The organism is Pseudomonas sp. MCal1 (assembly GCF_026341415.1).
Lineage (GTDB): Bacteria > Pseudomonadota > Gammaproteobacteria > Pseudomonadales > Pseudomonadaceae > Aquipseudomonas.
This window is the reverse complement of sequence record NZ_JAKUMP010000013.1, coordinates 1-21,142: the sequence shown is the minus strand read 5'-3', so window position 1 is coordinate 21,142 and position 21,142 is coordinate 1. Positions and strand designations below refer to the sequence as shown.

Sequence of the window (21,142 nt, the reverse complement as noted above, 5' to 3'; positions counted from 1 at the left end):
TTGCGGTCATTCCGAAAAGTGTCTGAATCGCTGTCGCTCAGCTCAACTCACGTTTCAACATCAGGGAATGGGTGGATTGTTCCAGCGTTGCACGGTGACGATCAGGTGGCCTTCGCCCGTCAAGGATTTCCCTGCGTCGTCGACGGCGGCAATCACCTTGAGGTTGCCGGCATTGTTGGTGGACATCTTGCGAGCCGGATTCGGCCCGGCATCGCCCGGTGTGAACACGCCCGCGTCGGCCTGCATGGTGCCGGCGAACTTGACGTCCTCGTCCTCTTTGGCGCGCTCGTCGAAGGCTTCGACTTTCCATTGCGCCGGGAACACGCCGATGCGATATGGCTTGCCGTCGGCCCCCTTGCCCCACGCTTCGGCGTCGAAGCGGCCCTGGACTTTCGGCGTCGAACCACCGCCCTCGCCGATCCGTGCCACCGAGAACTCGGGCACCACTTTGACCGAGGCAATCTTGCTGTACACCGACAGGCTCGGGCCTTTCAGGCTGCCGACGCTGACTGCGCGCAGCCCCGGTCGGGCATTGGCTGCCGCTTTGACTTTGACCTTGATCCGATCGGCGCTCTGCTCGACCACTTCGACCACGTCCACGCCTTTGCCGAAATTCGGCTTGCCGCTCAGACCGCTGCCGATCAGGGTCACTTCAGTTTCGCTGCCGGCCTTCACATAACCAGGCTGTACCGCCAGCAGGCGCTGGGAACCCTGTTTGGCCGCAACGAAATCCAGACCGCGCTCATCGTGCTCGGCCTCGAACATCCGGCCCTGCATGGCGTTGCCTTGCGCGGCAAACACCTGACGCATGGTCACGCCATCGACGGTCACGTTGCCGCGCCATTCGTAGCCGCTGTAGAGGATTGCGCTGCCGTCGCCGTTGAACGGGCTGCCGTCGGCGTACTGACCTTTGACGGCAACCTTGAAGGTGTCACTGCCATCGGCGGTGACGCTCATGGTGCCGGCCAGTTCTCCCTTGCCCGGCAGGTGACCGCTGAAACTCCAGTCGCCCACCAGCGCCTCGGCTTTCGGTGCGGTTTTGACCCACGTCTGCCACGCCGGATTATCCAGCGGATAACGTTTGGCCAGCAGGGGGACCATTTCCTTGCGGGCGATATCGAACCAGTCACGATCACGGGCCAGTGCCTGATACTCCAGCGACGGCCATTGGCCGAGGTGGAAATTCACCAGACGTTCCCACTCCTGGGCCGGACGCCGTTGCAGAGCGACCCGGGCACCGGAATGGCAGCGACCACACATCTGCGCGGTTTTCTCGTCGAACTGCTCGACGGTGTTCAACCGCCGTTCCAGCGCGTAACGCACGCCATCGGTTTCGCTGGGCGCCAGGCCCTGGGTGTCGGCGAGGTATTTGACCAGTGTGCGTCGATCGTCATCGCTGATCTGCAGACCGTGCATGGTCTGCATCCGGGCAATGCTCATCAGCCAGCCTTCGGGGGTCTTGCGCTGGTGGCTGATACGGCTCAACTGGTCGCCGGCTTCAGGGGTGTGACAGCCCTGGCAGGTTTCCTTGAGGATGGTCTGGGCATCGCGGGCTGCCAGGCTGTACGGCGAATGCAGGGCCACGCAAGCGGCCACGGCCAGCAGGCTGGCGCTCATGCCTGATCGGAGTCTTCTCTTCATCAACGTCGAACCTCGCACGGTGCTTTCTTATTGTTGTGGCTTATCGTTTTTTATGGTTTCTGCCGTTCGTGGCGCTGCACGAACGGAGGCAAGCGAAACGTCTGCTGTGAGCAATACACGGAGCGTGCCAGCTTGCCGATAAGCTTTTCAATCAAGCAGTTACGTGAAGATCATGGCGAAATGGCGGTGCCGGCGGTGCTGGCCGGCGTCCCATTTCGCGACAGCTGTTGCAGTCTGAGACAAGCATAGTTGTTACGGCGTCGGCGACATTGCGTCGCGCGACAGTTCGTCCGGAACCGACAGCATCACCTGCGATGAAATCTCCAGGTGACTGATAAACAAGCCCCGCACATGACGGGGCCCTGTATTGGATCGTTGACATGATCCTAGCGAACGGAATTGTCCGGGTGAACCTTGTAACGCCCACAAAACTCGCAAACCGTCGAACATTCAGCTTGCGTGTCGGCCTTGGCTGCCAATGACCCGGAATCACGCAGGGCAGCTTGAATTCGACGCTCGCGGTAAAACGCATACGTGATCAGCAAACTAAAGCCCAATGACCAAAAACACAGAATTAAAGCCGTCATGATTTATCCTCGAGCATGGCAACTGCGAAAGAGGTGGCGATCAAGAAAATACTGCTTGTAGCCATCAAGGCACCTGCCCGAATCGTATCAACATCGGTCAGATCGCCGATCAACAGCGCCGCAAACCCTGTCACCAGAAATCCAGTCCCCACGCCTATCATGAAATTGGTTAGCCATCGAATGGTTAAGTTGTTCATCGACATCCCTGTGAAGACACTGACCCGCCAAATCCATGGCAGGAAAACCCTATACACCAAGCAACTTAGCTCGTACCTCATGCCTCCACCAGTCGGTAGAAACTGTCAGACGCGCGACTTTTCCTACTCCAGAAAAGGCCCGATTTTGCTCAGGCCCCGTCGCAGCGGCATTGGCTTTGTAGGACGCGTATCTTGCTTCTCAATGGGTGTCGCGTTTTGAGACAAATTCACCCTCACTTCCACTGAAACTCTTCCTCCTTCCCCCCGTGCAACCGGGCTGTACGCCACCCTCCAGCATTTGGCACAACCATTGCGAAAGCCCCTCTCGATCCCCATCGAACAACAAGAGGTTTCGCCATGCCCCTGCCCTACCTGCTTCCTGCCACCTCGGCCTTTATCCAGCGTCCGCCGCGCATGCTGATCGGCGGCGACTGGGTCGAAGCCGCCGACGGCCAGACCATGCCGCTGCACAACCCGGCCACCGGAGAAGTACTGTGCGTAGTGCCACGCGCCACGCCGGAAGATGTCGACCGCGCGGTGCTCGCCGCCCGACAAGCTTTCGATGATTCAACCTGGAGCCGCACCCGCCCGCGCGAGCGGCAGAATCTGTTGTGGAAACTCGCCGACCTGATGCAGCGCGACGCCGAACTGCTGGCGCAACTGGAATGCCTGAACAACGGCAAGAGCGCGGCGGTGGCGCAAGTGATGGACGTACAACTGGCCATCGACTTCCTGCGTTATATGGCCGGTTGGGCGACCAAGATTGAAGGTTCCAGCGTGGAGGTCTCGTTGCCGCTGATGCCCGGCGATCAGTTCCACAGTTTCATCCGTCGCGAAGCGGTGGGGGTGGTCGGCGCCATCGTCGCCTGGAACTTCCCGCTGCTGCTGGCCTGCTGGAAGCTCGGCCCGGCGCTGGCCACCGGTTGCACCGTGGTACTCAAGCCCGCCGACGAGACCCCGCTGACCGCGCTGAAACTGGCGGAGCTGGTGCTGGAGGCGGGTTATCCGGAAGGCGTCTTCAACGTGGTCACCGGCACCGGGATCACGGCTGGCTCCGCCCTGACCCACAACCCGCTGGTCGACAAGCTGACCTTCACCGGCTCCACCGCTGTCGGCAAGCAGATCGGCAAGATCGCGATGGATTCGATGACCCGGGTCACCCTGGAACTGGGCGGCAAATCCCCGACCATCGTCATGGCCGACGCCGACCTGAAAACCGCTGCGGCGGGTGCGGCCAGTGCGATTTTCTTCAACCAGGGCCAAGTCTGCTGCGCCGGTTCGCGCCTGTACGTGCAGCGCAAGCATTTCGACAATGTGGTGGCCGACATCAGCGATATCGCCAACGCGATGAAACTCGGCAACGGACTCGACCCGAGCATCGATATGGGCCCGCTGATTTCCGCGCGCCAGCAGGAGCGGGTCTACAACTACATCGAAATGGGCCGCGAAAGCGGCGCGACCATTGCCTGCGGCGGCGAGCAGTTCGGGCCGGGATTCTTCGTCAAGCCGACGGTGATTGTCGATCTCGATCAACAGCATTCGCTGGTGCAGGAAGAGATCTTCGGGCCAGTGCTGGTGGCGATTCCGTTCGATGACGAAGCCGATGCGCTGCGCATGGCCAATGACAGCCCTTACGGTTTGGGTGCGAGCATCTGGTCGAACGATCTGGCGGCGGTGCACCGGATGATTCCGCGGATCAAGTCAGGGTCGGTGTGGGTCAACTGCCACAGCGCGCTGGATCCGGCGCTGCCGTTTGGCGGCTACAAGATGTCCGGCGTCGGGCGCGAGATGGGGTATGCGGCGATCGAGCATTACACCGAGTTGAAGTCGGTGTTGATCAAGTTGTAATGACTGGGCTCATGGCTCAGGGTCTGAAACCCTGAGCCAACAGCCACCCGCGAACGGCTCGCCCCTGCTCGAGCGTCAACCCCGCCAGCACCTGATCCGCCGGCTCATCGCGCAAGCGCCGCACCAGCGGAGCCAGCTCTACGCCTTGCACATGCCAGATCCCCAGCGGCTGATCCGCCGTAATCACCACCTCGGCCTCATCGACAAACCCGTCACGCAGCACCGGCATCCGCTCGATCCGCAACGCGGAAAAATCCACCGCAGCATGGGCCGCTTCGGCGTCGGGCCACTGCCGCCGCGCCTGCCAAAACGGCTGATCGAGCCAGCGCTGTTCATCGGCATAAAAGTCCCGACCGATCCGCGCAAAACGCAGGAACAACTGCTCCACTCGCTGACGGTGAAAACGCTGGGCCAGTGCCGTCCGTTCAGGTTTGCGCAACAACGTGTTGATCACCACCGGCGCCTGCAACGCGGAGGACAGAGACTGAAAAATCCCATTGCCTGACAGCGGGTCCACCGCCATCGCGGCGTCGCCAACGCGAATCCAGTTATCGCCACAAACCTGCGCCGCCAGAATCGCCGTGCTGCTGCGGGCATGCAGTTGCAACGCCGATTCCTGCCCGCCGGCAAAGAACGCTTGAGCAAAATCCGAGGCCTGCCGTCGCGCGCGGCAGTGATCGAGCAACTGCGCCTTGCTCGGCAACGCGGCACTGGCGACGTCCACGGTCCATTGCCAACAACACTGGCCGTCGTCCTGCCGCGCCATCCACGCCCAACCGTCTTCAAGGCTTTCCACGGCACTGGCCGTCACCCCCGGCGCGCCTTGCCAGCGATTGAGCAGGCTGACCGTCTCCGGCCCGCGCAGCCCCTTGCCAGACGCCGGCGCCTGTCGGCCCCGGGCTTCTACCAGAAAATCCGCCGTTAGCGTCCGACCGCCATCAAGTTCAACCCGATGACCGTCCGCCGAAGGCTGAACATTCAGGACTCGCCCTTCAATCACCTCGACCCCGGCCATCCGCAAGTTTTCCCGCAAACCGCGATCAAAGGTCGGGCGATCCAACAAAAACTCGATGTTCTGCGCATGCTGTTGGCCGTTCCATGAAACCTGTCGCTGGGACGGCAACGTGGCATCCGCCAGCGCGTGATTCAACCCGGCACCGCGCAACGCCTCCAGCACCCGTTGCGACACGCCTTCGAGCGCCGCAAAGCGGCGCCATTCGCTGATCAGCGTCACGGTGTAACCCAGCCGTCGCAGCCCCAACGCCACCGCCGCGCCGGCCGGCCCGGCACCGAGAATCAGAATCGGTGTCATGGGCCGAAACGCCGTTCAGGGCCACGATAACGAGCGTGTTGTTTCAGCCAGTCGATCACTTCGGCATTGCTTGCCTGCGGATGCTCCAGCAGATAGCCAGCAATATGCCCGCTCAACGCTGCACACCCCAGACTGGCCCCCGACTGTCCCGGATAAGTGCCGCGTACACACGCCGCAAAATCCGCCTGCGCACTGTCGAGCCATGACCATTGCTCATCCGTGCAACGCGCGTCGCCAGTTACCCGGAGCACCTGCGGATAACTCGCCGGAAACACCGCCGCCCCCTGCGCCGGGCTCGACGCACACAGCAACACACCACGGGCCACCGCCGCTGCGCAGGCCTCGCGCAACAGGCTGCGATCCTGACGTAAACCCAGGCTCAGATTGATCTGCCGCACGTTCTGCGTCACCAGCCAATCGATGGCCGCAGAAATCTGCAAGGCACTGGTGACGCCGCGCTGATCGAACACCTGAGCCACGCACATTCGCGCCGCCGGTGCCCGACGGCTGATCGCCTCGATCACCGCGCTCCCATGCCCGAGTGGATCATCGCGCAACTCCGATTCCGCCAGTCCGTCCTCCAGCAATGAGAATCGCCGCCCGGCAATCACCTGAACCCGTTGCGCTGCCGAGTGCCCGCTATCGACCACACCGATTCGCAACTCAGGCTTCATGCAGCACCGTTTTCGAAATGAGCACACCGTCGAGCAATTCAAAGCGCAGGTCGGCATCGGCCAGGGTCGACGGACGATGGCTGATCAGAATCCGCGTGCGCCCGGCAAACAAGCGGTCGATGGCTTCGATCACCTCGCGTTCAGTGGTTTCGTCGACTGCCGAGGTGGCTTCGTCCAGCACCAGAATCAGCGGATCCTGCAACAGCGCCCGTGCAATCGCGATGCGCTGTTTCTGCCCGCCGGACAACTGCTGACCGCGCTCGCCCAACGGGCTGTCGAGGCCTTCGGGCAATGACGCGATCAGGCTGTCGAGTTGCGCCAGCCGTGCGACTTCGGCGATGGCTTCGCGGCTGGCGTCCGGCACCGCGTAAGCCAGGTTGTCGGCGAGGCTGCCGCGAAACAGCACGATGTCCTGACTGACCACGGCGATGCGTCGACGCAGTTCGAACAGCTCCAGTTCACGCAGATCCACTTCGCCGAGCAGCACTCGTCCGGATTGCGGATCGTGATGCCGTTGCAGCAGATCGATCAGCGTCGATTTGCCGACGCCGGAGGCGCCACTCAAGGCGACTTTCAAACCGTAGGGAATCGTCGCCTCGATGCCACTCAACGTGGTTGGACGGCCCGGATGGCTGAAGTGCACCGCATCGAAACGCAGCGCCCCCGAAGTCGGAAACGGTTTCGGCGTGACCGGTGAAAACACCGTGGGTTCTTCGCCGCGCAACTCCATGACCCGACCGAGGCTGACGGTCATGCGCTGGATCGCCACGTACAACCCCAACAGGCTCTGCACCGGCCCCACCGCCATCCCCAGATAGGTGGAAAACGCGATCAGCGCGCCGAGTTGCCAAGTACCCTGCACCACCCAATAACCACCGATCAAAAACGCGCAGGCACGGGACAGCGAGGTCAACGTGCCGGGCACGGCCTGGGTGAAAAATTCGGTGACTTGCAGGCGCAGCAACTGATTCATATAGCCCTGCCCGAGGTTTTCCAGGCGCCGCGCTTCACGCTGCTGCTGGCCGGCGGACTGGATGAATTTCATCACCGGCAGGGTCTCGACCATAAATGACGAAATGTCTGCCGAACGCTCACGCAACTGCCGCACATCACGCTCGACCTTGCGCCGCATCCAGCGCAGCCACAGCACGTCGAGCGGAATCAGCACCAGCGCCAGCAGCGACAGTTTCCACGACAGGGTGAACAGCATCGCGATCGCCACCACCAGGCCGATCACACTGGATACCGCCGAGAACAACGAGTCCACGGCGAAGCGTTGAATCTCCGCCACATCGCCGTCGAGCCGCGACATCAAATCACCGATCCGCCGCTGGCCGTAGAAGCTCGGCGACAGCTTCTGCAAATGCCGGTAAAGGTCATCGCGCAGGGCAAACAGAATCCGCCCGGACAGCCGCGTGTGCAGATAGCGGTTGATCCCTGATAACGCCGTGCCGAGCAGGCCGGCGATGATCATCAGCACCGCGATCATGACCAGCATCGGGAAGTTGCGTGCCAGCAGCCCGTCGTCGATCAGCAGCTTGACCAGCCACGGCTGCACCAGCACCAGCAGCGACGCGCAAACCGACAGACCGAGCAGGCCGACAATCGCAAGCCGCTGCGGCCGCACAAACCCATACAACCAACGCAACGCCGCTTGCAGCGCGGCGGGGTTCTGGCTGTCGATCAGCCGCACGAACAGGCGCTGCATCACGGGCGCAACTGTTTGAGTTTGCGGTACAGGGTCGCGCGGCTGATGCCCAGAGCATTGGCCGCAGCCGAGACATTGCCCTGATGGGTGTCGAGGGACTGGCGGATCATCTCCAGTTCGTTCTCGCGAATGCTGCCGGTCTGGGGTTTCTCGGTGGCGCAGAGTTCGTCGAGCATGCTGTCGGGCAGGTGATCGAGGGTCAGCAGCGTTTCCCCCGGCTCGCGCATCGCCAGCGCGGTACGCAGCACCATTTCCAGTTGGCGGATGTTGCCCGGCCAGTGATACGCGCCGAGCAGGCGATTGAGGTCGTCGTGCAGCACGGCGTTCGGTGCGTCGAGCTTGCTCAGCAGCCGAGTGACCAGCGCGCTGAAGTCATCGCGCTCGCGCAGGGCCGGAAGCATCACGCTGATGCCGTTGACCCGGTAGAACAGGTCTTCGCGAAACTGTTTGTCCTCGACCTGACGCTTGAGGTCGCGGTGGGTGGCGCAGATCAGCGCGACGTCGATATCCTGCTCTTCCCCGGCCCCCAGCGGCGCGACTTTGCGATCCTGCAGAACGCGCAGCAAACGCGCCTGCAGGGCCAGCGGCATGTCGCCGATCTCATCGAGGAACAGTGTGCCGCCGTGGGCCTGTTGCAGGCGCCCGATCATGCCGCCCCGACGCGATCCGGTGAAGGCACCTTCGCGATAGCCGAACAGTTCCGACTCGATCAGGCCTTCGGGAATTGCTGCGCAGTTCACGGCCACAAACGGTTTGTCGCTGCGGCTGCCGGCCAGGTGCAGGGCGCGGGCGATCACTTCCTTACCGGTGCCGGTCTCGCCAAGCAGCAACACCGGCAATTCATTGGCCAGACCTTGGCGGGCCATGCGCAGGGCACGGGCATAACGGACGTTGTTGCCGGCCAGTGCTTCCAGATCGGGTTGCGCCTTGGCGGTTTTCGCCACGCTGCGCGGCGGGCCGCCGAGGTTGACCGAACGCGCCGGGGCTCGCAGGGTCTTGTAGAAAAATTCGCCCTTGGCGGTCTGCACACTGCCGACACCGCCCTGTTGCAGACGGGTCAGCAACTGCACGCCATCGACCCCGAGAAATTCCTCGCAGCGCTTGCCGACCAGTGCCGAACGCTCGGCCCGCAGCAACTGGCAGGCCTGGGCGCTGACCGCCAGAATCTGCCCGCCGAGACTGACTGCGAGCAGGCCTTGCCACGGCGATTCCAGATACTGTCGGCGACTGTGAAAGGCGAGGACGATCTGATCGGGAAAGCTGTTGTTGAACACCCGGCTCTCGATCTGGCTGACCGCCATGCTCAGCAGCGCGGTGCTGTCGTGAACGCGGCCGAGGGGGCCTTCGCGGGTCAGGTCGAGGACGCCAAGAATTTCGCCCTGAGGGCAATGGATCGGCACCGAGGTGCAGGAGAAATCGGTGAGGCGATCGAGGTAATGTTCGCCGCAATCGATCAGGGTGGGGCGCGCCTCGACCAGCGCCGTGCCGAGGGCGTTGGTGCCACGAGCGGCTTCGCTCCAGCAGGCGCCGAGGGTGATGTCCTGCAGACCGCTGCCCTTGAGCCGGTCGGCCCGTCCCTCGACGGCGAGGATAGTGGCGTCGGAATTGGCGAGGATGATCAGGCCTTCCTTGCCCTGACGTTCGGCCAGGTAATCGATGGCCGGTATCGCCGCATCGATCAGCAGGCGATTGCTCGCCAGCAACACATCGAGACTGGCGCTCGATTCCAGCGCAAGCTCATGCTTGCCATTGAAATGCACGCCGTGGCTCAGGCTGCGCCGCCACGAAGCATCGATCTCCGCACGCAACACGCCATCCGGGACTTGCCCTTCGAGATGGAGTTTTTCCCGGGCCAGCCGGGCTTCGTGGTGAGACTTGGGATCGGTTGTTTTTATAAGAGTCATCAAGCGCTCCGGAGCGGTCCGCTTTGCGCTTCTTTATATCAGCGCCCTGACGCCAATGTTTACGTTAACGTCAGGGCGATGGCAAGCACCGTAGGGCGCTAGTGTTCCAGCAGGCGGACCGGCTCAATATTCTTCGCGAGCAAACTCGCTCCCACAGGGACTGGCATTGAACACAAATACTGAATTCAAATCGGTCATCTGTGGGAGCGAGCTTGCTCGCGAAAGCGATTGATCAATCAACTCGACTATCAGGGTTGCCAGACCTCGGCATTCACGAAAAATGCCCGGGCATTGTCTTCGAGACTTTCCAGGTGATAACCGCCCTCCTGCACGATCAGGCATGGCAGGCCCAGACTGCGGATTCGCTCACCCAATGCTGCAAAGCCTTCACGGGTGACGGCGACTTTGCTTTGCGGGTCCAGCTCATAGATATCGAAGCCGAGCGACAGCACCAGCACCTCGGCGCCGAACTCCCGCACCGCCGTCAATGCGACTTCAAGTTGCCCAAGAAAATCCGCTTCGCTTGATCCATGAGCCATCGGCAGGTTGAGGTTAAAGCCCTCCCCTGCGCCGCTGCCGCGTTCGTCGGCGAACCCGGCGACGCCCGGATAGAAGTTGGTCGGATCGCCATGCACCGAGACGTAAAGAACGTCATCGCGGTCGTAGAAAATTTCCTGGATGCCTTGGCCGTGGTGCATGTCGGTGTCGAGCACGGCGACTTTATCGAACTTGTCGCGCAACACCTGCGCCGCCACCGCCGCGTTGTTCACGTAGCAAAAACCGCCCGCTGCTTCGGCCCGGGCGTGATGCCCCGGCGGACGGCACAGCGCATAAGCCGCCGGCTCGCCATCGATCAATGCCTGAGCCCCCGCCACTGCGCTTTGCGCCGACCAGTAGGCCGAGCGCCAGGTCTGTTCGCCGACCGGGCAACTGCCGTCCGCCAGATAGCGCGCCGCCTGGGCGAGGATGCCGCGCAGGGCGTTGGGCTCACGGACGAAAATGTTCGACATCACCTCATCACCCCAGTCTTCGGGGATTTCCTTCCAGCGTGCATGCGCTTCCTGAAGGAACGTCAGATAAGGCGCGCCATGCACCGCCAGCAACGGCGCGAGGCCGGCATCGGCGGGCTGCTCGACACTGAAGCCCAGACCGTGGGCCGCCTGCACCAGACGCTGCGCGCGCTCGGGGACTTCCTGTGGCGTGCGCATCTGCCCGCGCGAGTAATAGCTGCGTGGATGGTGGAGCAATTGTTCGGGATGGAAAAAACTGCGCATGGGATGAACTCCTGTCAGTCAGCATGGTGTTCTACTGTGGGAGCGAGCTTGCTCGCGATGGCGGAGGGTCATCCAACAACTTCGGTGACTGATCGAACGTCATCGCGAGCAAGCTCGCTCCCACAGGGGTCCTGTTTATTCAGCTCGACCGGCGCGGGCCAGCACGGCGTTGAGCAATACATCAGTGCCCTGCTTCACGTCTTCGGGCAACACATCTTCGGCTTCGTTGTGGCTCAGGCCACCCACGCACGGGATGAACACCATTGCCGTCGGGCAGTAACGCGCCAGGTGAATCGCGTCATGCCCGGCGCCGCTGACAATCGACTGCTGAGCGTAGCCCAGCGCATCCACCGCCTCTTGCACCGCCGCGACGCATTCGGCGTCGAACGGCGTGGCCGGGCTGGTCCAGTGCGGGGTAATCGTCAGGTTCAGGCCTCGGCCATCGGCAATCGCCTGCAAGCGGGCGCGCACTTGTTGCTCCATGGCAGCAATCGCTTCGTCACGGTGATGACGCAGATCGACGGTGAAATTCACCAGCCCCGGAATGGTGTTGCGCGAGGACTTGTTGATGCTCAACTCGCCGACCGTGGTCAGGCCCTCCGGCGCAAAATCCGTGGCCAGACCTTCGATTGCCTGGATCATCCGCGCCACACCGTACAACGCATCTTTGCGCAACGGCATTGGCGTGGTGCCGGCGTGGGCGGCCATGCCCTCCACGCGCACATCGAGCCAGCGGATCGCCTGACCGCCCGTGACCACGCCGATGCTCTTGGCGTTGTCTTCAAGGATCGGACCTTGCTCGATGTGCGCCTCAAAATACGCATCCACCGCGCCGCCCAACGGACGTTCACCGGCGTAACCGGTACGCTGCAAAGCCTCGGCAACGCTGATGCCATCGATATCGCGCACCGCCAGCGCGGCGTTCAGATCCATGATCCCGGTGAACACTGCCGAGCCGAACATGGCCGGAGTGAAGCGTGCGCCTTCCTCGTTGGTCCACACCGCCACTTCCAGCGGTTTGCGGGTCTGGATGTTGAGGTCGTTGAGGCAACGCACCACTTCCAGCCCGGCGAGCACGCCGTAGACGCCATCGAAACGCCCGCCTTCGGGCTGGGTGTCGAGGTGGCTGCCCATCATCACCGGCGCGGCGTCCGGATCGGTGCCGGCGCGTCGGGCGAACAAGTTGCCGATGGCATCCACACTCAAGGTCATGCCGGCTTCGCGGCACCAGTGGGCGAACAGTTCGCGGCCGGCCTTGTCTTCATCGCTCAACGCCAGACGGCAGCTGCCGCCTCGGGCTGTCGCACCGATTTCGGCCATGGCCATCAGGCTCGCCCACAGGCGTTCGCCATTGATTTTCAACATAAGGTTCTCCTGAAATTCCGGGTCAGGCACGGGCCATTTCCGCGCGATGGGCACTGGCGTGACGACGGGCGAGAGACAGCACGCAGACCAGCGAAATACCGGCGATCAGGCTGTAGAACACCGCCATCGGCCACCATTGCCCGGTGAACTTGTGCGCGAGCATCGTGCCGATCAGCGGCGTCAGACCACCGGCCACCGCGCCGCAGATCTGATAGGCCAGCGAGATTGCGGTGTAGCGCACGCGGGTCTCGAACATGCCGCTGACGTACCCGGCGATCACCGCGTAGAACGACGCCATGCACACCACCGCCAGCGCGATGCCGAGGATGATCAGCGGCGCCTGGGCCGAACTGACGAGCACGAACATCGGATACGGCGAGGCCATCGAGAGCAGCGAAACCAGGCACAGGAAACGCGTCGCGCCGATCTTCTGCGCCGTCCATGCGGCCAGCGGCTGAATGCAGAACTGGATGATCGCGACGAAGAACAGGCATTCGAGAATCAGCGAACGTGGCAGCGCCAGTTGCTGAGTGGTGTAGGCGATCATGAAGGTATTGGTGAAATACACCCCGGCGATGCCCAGCGTGTTGGCGCCGATGCACAGCAACAGCGGACGCCACGCGGTGCGCAAGACTTCCATCACGGGGGCCTGTTCTTTCTTGATCTGTTTCGTGGCCTGCTCGCGGCTGGCGAGGAATTCCGGCGACTCGTTCACGCCCAGGCGAATCGCCAGACCTACCAGCAGCAACAGCGCACTGGCGAGGAACGGCAGACGCCAGCCCCAGCTCATCAGGTCTGCTTCGGGCAAGCGGGTCACCGCGCTGAAGGCCAACAGCGACAGAATCAAACCCGCCGGGCTGCCCAGTTGCGCGAACGACGCGAAGAAGTTGCGCCGGCCCTTCGGCGCATGCTCGCCGGCCATCAACACCGCCCCGCCCCACTCGCCGCCGACGGCGATGCCCTGGACGATGCGCAGCAGAATCAGCAGCACCGGCGCCGTCGCGCCAATCTGCGCGTAAGTCGGCAACAGACCGATGCACACCGTGACCACGCCCATCATCAGCAGCGTGATGATCAGCGATTTCTTGCGGCCAATGCGGTCGCCGATGTGGCCGAAAATGATCCCGCCCAATGGTCGGGCAAAGAAGCCCACGGCGAAGGTTCCGAACGCGGCCATGGTGCTGAACAGCGGATCGTCGGAGGGAAAGAACAGCGCGCCGAACACCAGTGCGGCGGCGGTGGCGTAGATGTAAAAGTCGTACCACTCGATCATGGTGCCGATGAAGGCTGCGGCCGCCGCACGGCGCGGCTGGTTCGAAGCGTGGGGCTTCATGGGGTCGGGCTCCTTTGATTGTTTTTTTGGCAGGAGGAAAACGCTGATTCCAGGGCACTCTGGCGGTGCCTGTCGTGGGGTGATTTATCGTCCCGGGGCTATGATTAGTCAATTTTCTATTTATTATTCCGATTATTACCTCACCTTATAATCGAGAACCGCCATGGCCGAACGCGACGTACAACGCCTGCTTAACGACCGCTTGGACTGGAATCTTTTGCGCACCTTTCGGGTGATCGGCCAGGAGCTGAGCATCAGCCGCGCCGCCGCGCGCCTGCACTTGACCCAACCGGCGGTGAGCCAGGCGCTCAAGCGCCTGGAGGAGCAACTGGGTCGCCAGTTGATCGCCCGGCGCGGCCCGCGATTTGCCCTCACTGAAGTCGGCGAGCAGATCTTCGAACTGGCCGGCGAGATCTACGGGCAGATGTCCCAGGTCAGCAGCCTGCTGGAACAACCGGCCGATGAAGTGATCGGCAAGGTTCGACTGCTGATCATCAGCCGGATCTTTTCCGAGCGCTTCGATGACTTCCTCGCTGACTTTCACCGGCAGTATCCACGGGTAGATCTGGAGGTGGATGTGATGCGCAGTTCGGACATCGTCAGTGCCCTTCAGGAGAAAACCGCGACCCTCGGCCTGAGCCTTAATCGCCGCCCGCAACCGCGACTGGAACAGCGTCTGTTCCTGCGTCAGCGTTATGCATTTTTCTGCGGCAAACACCACGCGCTGTTCGGCCGAAAGGACATCGGTGAAGGCGATTTGCAACGGGAAAATTTCGTCAGTTTCACCAGTGACCAAATTGGCGGGATGCTTTCGCCGCTGACGATTTTCCGCGATCAACAGGGCTTCAGCGGACGCATCGTTGCCTCATCGCCGAGCCTGGAAGAAGTGCGGCGACTGGTGATCGCCGGGTTCGGAATCGGTTGTTTGCCGGAGCACGTGGTAGCGGCAGACGTCGAGGCCGGATTGCTCTGGCGCCTGCCGCCCCACGAAGGGATTGCCGATGTCGACATTCATCTGCTGTGGAACCGCGACCAGCGCATGAGCCGCGCCGAGACGCTGTTCATCGAACGATTGCAGGCCTGTCTGGCGGATCAGTAACCGAGCAGTCGATCCACGCGGTTGAGCAGCGGTTCACCGGCATTCAGACGGCGGAAGTTCTCGGTGATCTGTTCGGCGATGCAGTCATGAGACGCCGCCGAAGCCATGTGCGGGGTGATGGTCACGCCCGGGGTTTTCCACAATGGATGGTCAGCGGGCAGCGGTTCCTGTTCGAAGACATCGAGCAGCGCACCGCGCAGTTTTCCACGGGCCAGCATCTGTTGCAGATCGTCGATGTTCAGGTGCCCGCCGCGCCCGACGTTGATCAGTGCCGCGCCGTTGGCCAGACGCTCGAAGGTCTGGCGATTGAGAATGCCGCGCGTCTCGTGGGTGAGTGGCAACAGGTTGATCAGCAACTCCACGCCGTCGAGAAATGAATTGAAAGCTTCAGTGCCGTCGAAGGTCTGCACGCCCGATAAATCCTTTTTGCTGCGCGCCCAGCCACGCACCTCGTAACCGGCGCTGGCCAGGTCTTGGGCAATCGCGCTGCCGAGCGAACCGAGCCCCATCACGCCGATTCGGAACTGATGGGCCGGGCGTTGCAGCGGTCGTTCCCAATGCTGGTGGCGCTGCTGCTCAAGGACTTGATCGAAGCCGCGATGATAGTGAATCACCGCCCAGCGCACGTACTCGGTCATGCCCTGGCGGTGGCCAGGATCGACCACCCGGCATACCGGCAGATCGGGGCACGACGGATCGTGCTCCAGGTGATCGATACCGGCTGCAACCGAGTGAATCACTTGCAGGTTGGGTAACGCAGCAAGACTGCCCGGCAGCGGAAACCAGCACGCCGCCATCTGCGCATTTACCGCCCGGGGATCATCGGCCAGCACCGACGAGAGCTGCGGCGCACGGCGGGCAAAGGCTTCCTGCAATTGCTTGAGCAACAGCGAGTCGCGGGACATCAGTGCAACGGTGTTCATGACAGATAGGACTCGCGCTGGGATTCGATCAGGGTCAAGGCGGCCTCCCAGGCCAGGTCGATGATGTTGTCCTGTTCATCGCGGTCGAACTGTTCGGCGGTGTGGGCACAGACTTCCGGCGACGGGAAATGCAGCTCGCAACCGCCGGCAAGCGCCTGTACTTGCGCCTGGCAGGCACGCTCCAGAAAGTGGATTTCCTGAAATGCCTGGGCTACGCCGGATCCGCCGACCAGCAAGCCGTGATTGCGCAGGATCATCGCGCGATGTGGGCCGAGGTCGGCGATCAACCGCTCACGTTCATCCAGCGACAGCGCGATGCCTTCGTAGGTGTGATACGCCAGTTTTCCGTAGAACTTCAATGCATGCTGACTGATCGGCAGCAGGCCTTGTTTCTGCGCAGCGACGGCCATGCCGGCGGCGGTGTGGGTGTGGATCACGCAGTTCAGATCCGGGCGCGCCATGTGGATCGCCGAGTGGATCACGAACCCGGCGGCGTTGACCCGATGCCCGGCGTATTCAGGGTCGACGATGCGTCCGTCCTGATCGATGCGCACCAGATCGGAAGCGCGCATGCGGTCAAAGATCACGCCGTAGCGATTGATCAGGAAATGATGCTCCGGCCCCGGAATCCGCAGGGTGATGTGCGTGTCGATCAGGTCGGTCATGCGAAAGTGCGCAATCAAGCGGTACAGCGCAGCGAGCTCGCAACGGGCTTGCCATTCGATCGGGTCAATGTGGGCGGGTTTACTCACGAATACACCTCTTTGTTGGTATGAAGGACGACCGGGTTGGCCCGCAGACGAGCGAGGCCACAGACACCGATCAGCGACAGGGCCGACAGCAGCGTGAAGAACACCGCCAATGGCAGCCACTGCCCGGAAAACTTGCTGGCCAACAGCGTGCCGATCAGCGGCGTGGTACCGCCGGCGACCGCGCAGCTCAGTTGATAAGCGATGGAGATGCCCGAATAGCGCAGGTGCACCGGGAAGGCCTGGGTCATGTACCCGGCGATCACCGCGTACAGGGCCGAGAGGATCACCACCGCGACGGCAATGCCGAGGGTCATCAACAGGATGTTCTGAGTGCCGACCAGCAGGAACATCGGGTACGGCGTGACCATGCACAGCAGCGCCACCAACATCAGGAATCGCCCTTCGCCGATGCGCTCGGCGAGCAGCGCCGACAACGGTTGCGAGAGCAATTGAATGATCGTCACCAGGAACAGGCAGTCGAGAATGGTCGAGCGCGGAATGCCCTGATATTGGGTGACGTAGGTGATCATGAAGGTGTTGGTGAAGAAGAATCCTGCCGAGCCGATGGTGACGGCGGCGGCCGCGAACAGGATCTGACGCCAGCACTGGCGAATCACGTCTTTCACCGGGTATTTGGCGGTTTCGTTGTTGTCCCTGGCCTTGGCGAATTCCGGCGATTCATGCACCCCGGAACGGATCATCAGACCGACCATCATCAGCACGCCGCTGGCCAGAAACGGCAGACGCCAGCCCCAGGCGAGGAAGTCTTCCGGGGACAGCGACGTCACCAGTCGGAACGCGATCAACGCCAGCAGTAAACCTGCCGGGCTGCCGAGCTGGGCGAACGAGGCGTAGAAGGTTTTGCGTTTGGCCGGAGCGTGCTCACTGGCCATCAACACCGCTCCGCCCCACTCGCCGCCGACGGAGATGCCCTGAATCAGACGAAGAACAATCAGACCGATGGGCGCCCAGATGCCGACGCTGGCATAGCTCGGCAACAGACCGATTCCGGCGGTGGCCAGCCCCATCAGCGCCATGGTCACCAGCAGCATTTTCTTGCGGCCCAGACGATCGCCCAAATGACCGAACACCATACCGGCCATCGGCCGGGCGATGAAGCCAACGGCGAAACTGCCGAACGCGGCGAGCGTGCTGGTCACCGGGTCGCTGCTGGGAAAGAACACTTGCCCGAGCACCAGCGCGGCGGCGGTGGCGTAGATATAGAAATCGTAGAATTCGATGGTCGTGCCAATGAAGGCAGCGGCCGCGGCGCGACGCGGCTGAGCGGTGGTGTGCATGCAAGAACCCTGTGTATTTATAGTTTTAGGCAGGTGTCGAGGCGGGTGACAGTCGCGCTCTGTGGCGCTTGTGGGCTTTATCGCTTCCGTGACAGGATTAGTCAATTTTCAAAAACTTATCTTTACTATTAGTGTGGCTACTACATGACTTCTTCCGCTAATCCCTGGGTCGGACGGCGTTTTCTCAATGATCGGCTGGACTGGAACCTGCTTCGCACCTATCTGGTGATCGGGCAAGAAGGCAGCATGAGCCGCGCTGCCGCCCGATTGCACATCACCCAATCGGCGGTCAGTCAGGCATTGAAACGTCTCGAAGAACAACTGGATTGTGTGCTGATTGCGCGCAGCGGACGGCGTTTTGATCTGACGGAAACCGGGGAAGAAGTCCTGCGAATTGCGACGGATATCTACGGTGACATCTCCCGTTTGGGCACCGTGGTCGAGAAACGCCATGACGACGTGGTGGGCAAGATCCGTATCCTCACCGTCAGTGGTGTCCAGGCGCGGCATTACGATGAGTTTCTTGCGGACTTCCACGAGACTCATCCAAAAATCGAGCTGGAAGTCGAGGTGATGGGCAGTTCGAACATCATCAGTTCGCTGCTGCAGAAGACCGCTACGGTGGGAGTGGGATTGTGTCGTTTACCGCAGCCGAGGCTGGAACAACGGGTTTTGTTTCGTGAGCGCTATGCGTACTTTTGCGGGCAGCGCCATCGACTGTTCGGGCAGCAGAATCTGACGCTGGAGCAATTGGCGGCGGAGAACTTTGTCAGCTTCACCAGTGATCAGCTTGGCGGCAATCTTTCACCGTTGACGCTGTTTCGTGACCAGCAAGGATTTACCGGCAAGATCGTCGCTTCCTCCACCAGTTTCGAAGAGATTTATCGTTTGATCTGCGCAGGGTTCGGGATTGGCTGTCTGCCGACCCACCTGGTACGAAGGGATGTCGAACAAGGTTTGCTATGGCGCTTGCCGCCGGAAGACGGAGTGGTGGATTTCGATATCCAGCTGCTGTGGAATCGCGAACAGAAGATGACCCAGGCGGAAACGGTGTTCCTCGACAGCTTCCAGCACATGCTCAGCTTACGTGAGCCTGTGCTGTGAAGCTGCGATGGATTACACGTGTGGATCGCCCGGCGCCTTGGTCGGCGCAGCGTATTGAGGTTTGAGGTGGCCGTCCTGATCGAGTAGCCAGGCGTCCATGATCTGCCGCACCACGGGACCTGCGACTCGACCACCGGCCTCGCCGTTTTCGATCATCACCGAAATCGCGATTTTCGGATGCTCGGCCGGGGCAAAACCGACGAACAAGGCGTTGTCACGATGGCGCTCAAGGGTTTTCTCGCGGTTGTAGCGCTCGCCCTGCTTGATCGCCACTACTTGCGCCGTACCACTCTTGCCGGCGATGCGGTATTGCGCGCCGGCCGCCGCCGCACGTGCGATACCTCGGGCGTCGTGCATCACCATCTGCATACCGTGGTTGACCTGGTCCCAGTCACGCGGATCCTTGAGCAGGATGTTCGGCATCGGGTGTTCGTCCACCGGCGCCACACCGTCGACGGTCTTGGCCAGGTGCGGACGGTTCCAGATGCCCTTGTTGGCAATCAGCGCAGTGGCTTGAGCCAGTTGCAGCGGCGTGACTTGCATGTAGCCCTGGCCGATGCCGAGGATCACGGTTTCGCCGGGGAACCAGGCTTGCCGACGCGTGGCGCGCTTCCAGGCCTGGGACGGCATCAGACCGGGCGACTCCTCGAACATGTCGAGCGAGACTTTCTCGCCGAGGCCGAACATCGCCATGTAGTCATGCAGGCGGTCGATGCCGAGCTTGTGCGCCAGGTCGTAGAAGTAAGTGTCGTTGGAGCGCATGATCGCTGCGTCCATGTCCACCCAGCCATCGCCACTGTGGTTCCAGTTGCGGTACTTATGATCGAAGTCCGGCAGTTGGTAATAGCCAGGATCGAAGACCCGGGTTTGTGGCGTGACGACACCGGCGTCGAGGCCAGCGATGGCCACCTCCGGCTTGATCGTCGAACCGGGCGCGTACAGGCCTCGCAGCACGCGGTTGAACAGCGGACGGTCGATGGAGTCACGCAGCGCGGAATATTCCTTGGAGCTGATACCGGTCACGAACAGATTGGGGTCGAAGCTCGGGTTGCTGACCATGGCCAGCACTTCGCCGGTCGACGGGTCCAGCGCAACCACTGAGCCCCGACGGTCGCCCAATGCGGCTTCGGCGGCTTCTTGGAGCTTGATATCAAGGCTGAGGACGATGTTTTTGCCGGGTATCGGGTCGGTGTGTTTCAGGACCCGCAGAACGCGGCCTTGAGCATTGGTCTCCACTTCCTCGTAACCGACGTGGCCGTGCAGTTGTGGCTCGTAGAAGCGTTCGACACCGGTCTTGCCGATCGATTGGGTGCCACGGTATTCGACGGAATCGAGGGTCTTGGATTCTTTCTCGTTGATGCGGCCGACGTAGCCAATCGAGTGTGCGAAGTGTGCGCCCAGTGGATAGTTACGAACGAATTGCGGCTCGACATCCAGGCCTGGCAGACGGAACTCGTTGACTGCCAGCACGGCGATTTGTTCTTCGGTCAGTTCATAGAACAGCGTTACGGGTGTAAACGGATGGCGCGACTGCTTCATGGCCTTGTCGAAGACTGTTCGGTCTTCGGGTGGCAGGTGCAGGAGGCTAATGACCTCGTCCAGCTCCTGGTTGACGTCAGTCGCACGTTCTCTTGTGATCGTCAGGTTATAGCTGGGACGGTTATCGGCCAGCAACACGCCATTGCGATCGTAGATCAGGCCACGTGTCGGCGGGATCGGCAGGACATGGACGCGGTTGTTTTCGGAGATGGTCGAGTGATAGTCGAACTCGACGACTTGCAGGATGTACAGGCGCACAACCAGGGCGCAACTGACGGAGAAGACGAACAAGGCACAGGCGATCAGGCGTTTGTTGACCAGTCGTGTCTCTTTTTCGTGATCCTTGATAGGGATGGGTTCGGGCATTTCTGCAGCCACTCTTTGACAAAAATGAGCGCCGATCCTTGGGCGTGACATCAGTCCGTTAAAAAACGAGCTGCACCATACCAAAAACCGGGCGGTCATTTCAGAGGGATTTCCCCAATGGTTGCTGTTACGACGGTCGAGCACTTTCCTGCGGGCAAAACAAAACCCCAACTGCTTTCGCAATTGGGGTTTCGGAATTTAATCTTGACGATGACCTA

Annotated in this window: 16 protein-coding genes; 3 read left to right on the top strand and 13 right to left on the bottom strand. The window is 61.7% G+C overall.

What is annotated here, in order from left to right:
- Positions 1-60 precede the first annotated feature (60 nt).
- Together peaA and MKZ87_RS21185 are read right to left on the bottom strand one after the other, a co-directional pair.
- Positions 61-1,641, bottom strand: a complete 1,581-nt coding sequence (gene peaA, locus MKZ87_RS21190; protein ID WP_085700528.1) for a quinohemoprotein amine dehydrogenase subunit alpha — start codon at positions 1,639-1,641, stop codon at positions 61-63.
- Positions 1,642-2,224: 583 nt separating this feature from the next.
- On the bottom strand, positions 2,225-2,425 hold the full coding sequence (locus tag MKZ87_RS21185) for a hypothetical protein (protein WP_085686895.1): 201 nt from the start codon (positions 2,423-2,425) through the stop codon (positions 2,225-2,227).
- Between the two features lie 357 nt (positions 2,426-2,782).
- Between MKZ87_RS21185 and MKZ87_RS21180 the strand changes: the two genes are divergently transcribed.
- A complete protein-coding gene (locus MKZ87_RS21180; protein ID WP_085704534.1) occupies positions 2,783-4,273 on the top strand; it encodes an aldehyde dehydrogenase family protein in 1,491 nt (496 codons plus the stop codon).
- Positions 4,274-4,289: 16 nt separating this feature from the next.
- Here the strand turns inward: MKZ87_RS21180 and MKZ87_RS21175 are convergent, their stop codons facing one another.
- The 7 genes from MKZ87_RS21175 to MKZ87_RS21145 all read right to left on the bottom strand — a co-directional run bounded on the left by MKZ87_RS21175 (position 4,290) and on the right by MKZ87_RS21145 (position 13,843).
- A complete protein-coding gene (locus MKZ87_RS21175) occupies positions 4,290-5,585 on the bottom strand; it encodes a tryptophan 7-halogenase (protein WP_266201932.1) in 1,296 nt (431 codons plus the stop codon).
- Complete coding sequence (locus MKZ87_RS21170) at positions 5,582-6,259, bottom strand: S8 family serine peptidase (protein ID WP_266201931.1); 678 nt, start codon at positions 6,257-6,259, stop codon at positions 5,582-5,584. Before MKZ87_RS21170 ends, MKZ87_RS21175 begins: the two co-directional genes overlap by 4 nt.
- Positions 6,249-7,967 carry an ABC transporter ATP-binding protein gene (locus MKZ87_RS21165; protein ID WP_266201930.1) on the bottom strand — a complete coding sequence of 573 codons (1,719 nt, stop codon included), beginning with the start codon at positions 7,965-7,967 and terminating at the stop codon, positions 6,249-6,251. Before MKZ87_RS21165 ends, MKZ87_RS21170 begins: the two co-directional genes overlap by 11 nt.
- Positions 7,967-9,871, bottom strand: a complete 1,905-nt coding sequence (locus MKZ87_RS21160; protein ID WP_227233074.1) for a sigma-54-dependent Fis family transcriptional regulator — start codon at positions 9,869-9,871, stop codon at positions 7,967-7,969. Before MKZ87_RS21160 ends, MKZ87_RS21165 begins: the two co-directional genes overlap by 1 nt.
- Before the next feature lie 248 nt (positions 9,872-10,119).
- Positions 10,120-11,145, bottom strand: a complete 1,026-nt coding sequence (locus tag MKZ87_RS21155) for a histone deacetylase family protein (protein ID WP_266201929.1) — start codon at positions 11,143-11,145, stop codon at positions 10,120-10,122.
- Positions 11,146-11,280: 135 nt separating this feature from the next.
- Entirely contained in the window at positions 11,281-12,510 is a 1,230-nt protein-coding gene (locus MKZ87_RS21150; protein ID WP_085704522.1) for a Zn-dependent hydrolase, read from the bottom strand.
- Between the two features lie 22 nt (positions 12,511-12,532).
- Positions 12,533-13,843: an MFS transporter gene (locus MKZ87_RS21145; RefSeq protein ID WP_085704520.1), complete on the bottom strand. Its 1,311-nt coding sequence runs from the start codon at positions 13,841-13,843 to the stop codon at positions 12,533-12,535.
- Between the two features lie 163 nt (positions 13,844-14,006).
- Here MKZ87_RS21145 and MKZ87_RS21140 point away from each other — a divergent pair, with 163 nt between their 5' ends.
- Entirely contained in the window at positions 14,007-14,942 is a 936-nt protein-coding gene (locus MKZ87_RS21140; protein WP_085704518.1) for a LysR family transcriptional regulator, read from the top strand.
- Here MKZ87_RS21140 and MKZ87_RS21135 read toward each other — a convergent pair.
- The 3 genes from MKZ87_RS21135 to MKZ87_RS21125 are packed head-to-tail and all read right to left on the bottom strand — an operon-like array spanning position 14,936 to position 17,915.
- The gene (locus MKZ87_RS21135; RefSeq protein WP_085704516.1) at positions 14,936-15,865 is read right to left on the bottom strand and encodes a 2-hydroxyacid dehydrogenase; all 930 of its coding nucleotides are present in this window, start codon (positions 15,863-15,865) and stop codon (positions 14,936-14,938) included. The two genes, MKZ87_RS21140 and MKZ87_RS21135, sit on opposite strands and share 7 nt — an antisense overlap.
- Positions 15,862-16,617 (bottom strand): class II aldolase/adducin family protein, encoded by a 756-nt coding sequence (locus MKZ87_RS21130; protein ID WP_011335215.1) that lies wholly within the window; start codon positions 16,615-16,617, stop codon positions 15,862-15,864. The genes MKZ87_RS21135 and MKZ87_RS21130 overlap by 4 nt, the downstream gene beginning before the upstream one ends.
- Entirely contained in the window at positions 16,614-17,915 is a 1,302-nt protein-coding gene (locus MKZ87_RS21125; RefSeq protein ID WP_085704514.1) for an MFS transporter, read from the bottom strand. Before MKZ87_RS21125 ends, MKZ87_RS21130 begins: the two co-directional genes overlap by 4 nt.
- A gap of 144 nt (positions 17,916-18,059) precedes the next feature.
- Between MKZ87_RS21125 and MKZ87_RS21120 the strand changes: the two genes are divergently transcribed.
- Complete coding sequence (locus tag MKZ87_RS21120; RefSeq protein ID WP_085704512.1) at positions 18,060-19,019, top strand: LysR family transcriptional regulator; 960 nt, start codon at positions 18,060-18,062, stop codon at positions 19,017-19,019.
- A gap of 12 nt (positions 19,020-19,031) precedes the next feature.
- Here the strand turns inward: MKZ87_RS21120 and mrdA are convergent, their stop codons facing one another.
- Positions 19,032-20,924 (bottom strand): penicillin-binding protein 2, encoded by a 1,893-nt coding sequence (gene mrdA, locus MKZ87_RS21115; protein ID WP_085704510.1) that lies wholly within the window; start codon positions 20,922-20,924, stop codon positions 19,032-19,034.
- Positions 20,925-21,142: the final 218 nt, after the last annotated feature.

Coding starts and splice junctions, on each gene's coding strand:
- peaA (WP_085700528.1), bottom strand. CDS start 1,641: ATGAAGAGAAGACTCCGATCAGGCATGAGCGCCAGCCTGCTGGCCGTG.
- MKZ87_RS21185 (WP_085686895.1), bottom strand. CDS start 2,425: ATGAACAACTTAACCATTCGATGGCTAACCAATTTCATGATAGGCGTG.
- MKZ87_RS21180 (WP_085704534.1), top strand. CDS start 2,783: ATGCCCCTGCCCTACCTGCTTCCTGCCACCTCGGCCTTTATCCAGCGT.
- MKZ87_RS21175 (WP_266201932.1), bottom strand. CDS start 5,585: ATGACACCGATTCTGATTCTCGGTGCCGGGCCGGCCGGCGCGGCGGTG.
- MKZ87_RS21170 (WP_266201931.1), bottom strand. CDS start 6,259: ATGAAGCCTGAGTTGCGAATCGGTGTGGTCGATAGCGGGCACTCGGCA.
- MKZ87_RS21165 (WP_266201930.1), bottom strand. CDS start 7,967: ATGCAGCGCCTGTTCGTGCGGCTGATCGACAGCCAGAACCCCGCCGCG.
- MKZ87_RS21160 (WP_227233074.1), bottom strand. CDS start 9,871: ATGACTCTTATAAAAACAACCGATCCCAAGTCTCACCACGAAGCCCGG.
- MKZ87_RS21155 (WP_266201929.1), bottom strand. CDS start 11,145: ATGCGCAGTTTTTTCCATCCCGAACAATTGCTCCACCATCCACGCAGC.
- MKZ87_RS21150 (WP_085704522.1), bottom strand. CDS start 12,510: ATGTTGAAAATCAATGGCGAACGCCTGTGGGCGAGCCTGATGGCCATG.
- MKZ87_RS21145 (WP_085704520.1), bottom strand. CDS start 13,843: ATGAAGCCCCACGCTTCGAACCAGCCGCGCCGTGCGGCGGCCGCAGCC.
- MKZ87_RS21140 (WP_085704518.1), top strand. CDS start 14,007: ATGGCCGAACGCGACGTACAACGCCTGCTTAACGACCGCTTGGACTGG.
- MKZ87_RS21135 (WP_085704516.1), bottom strand. CDS start 15,865: ATGAACACCGTTGCACTGATGTCCCGCGACTCGCTGTTGCTCAAGCAA.
- MKZ87_RS21125 (WP_085704514.1), bottom strand. CDS start 17,915: ATGCACACCACCGCTCAGCCGCGTCGCGCCGCGGCCGCTGCCTTCATT.
- MKZ87_RS21120 (WP_085704512.1), top strand. CDS start 18,060: ATGACTTCTTCCGCTAATCCCTGGGTCGGACGGCGTTTTCTCAATGAT.
- mrdA (WP_085704510.1), bottom strand. CDS start 20,924: ATGCCCGAACCCATCCCTATCAAGGATCACGAAAAAGAGACACGACTG.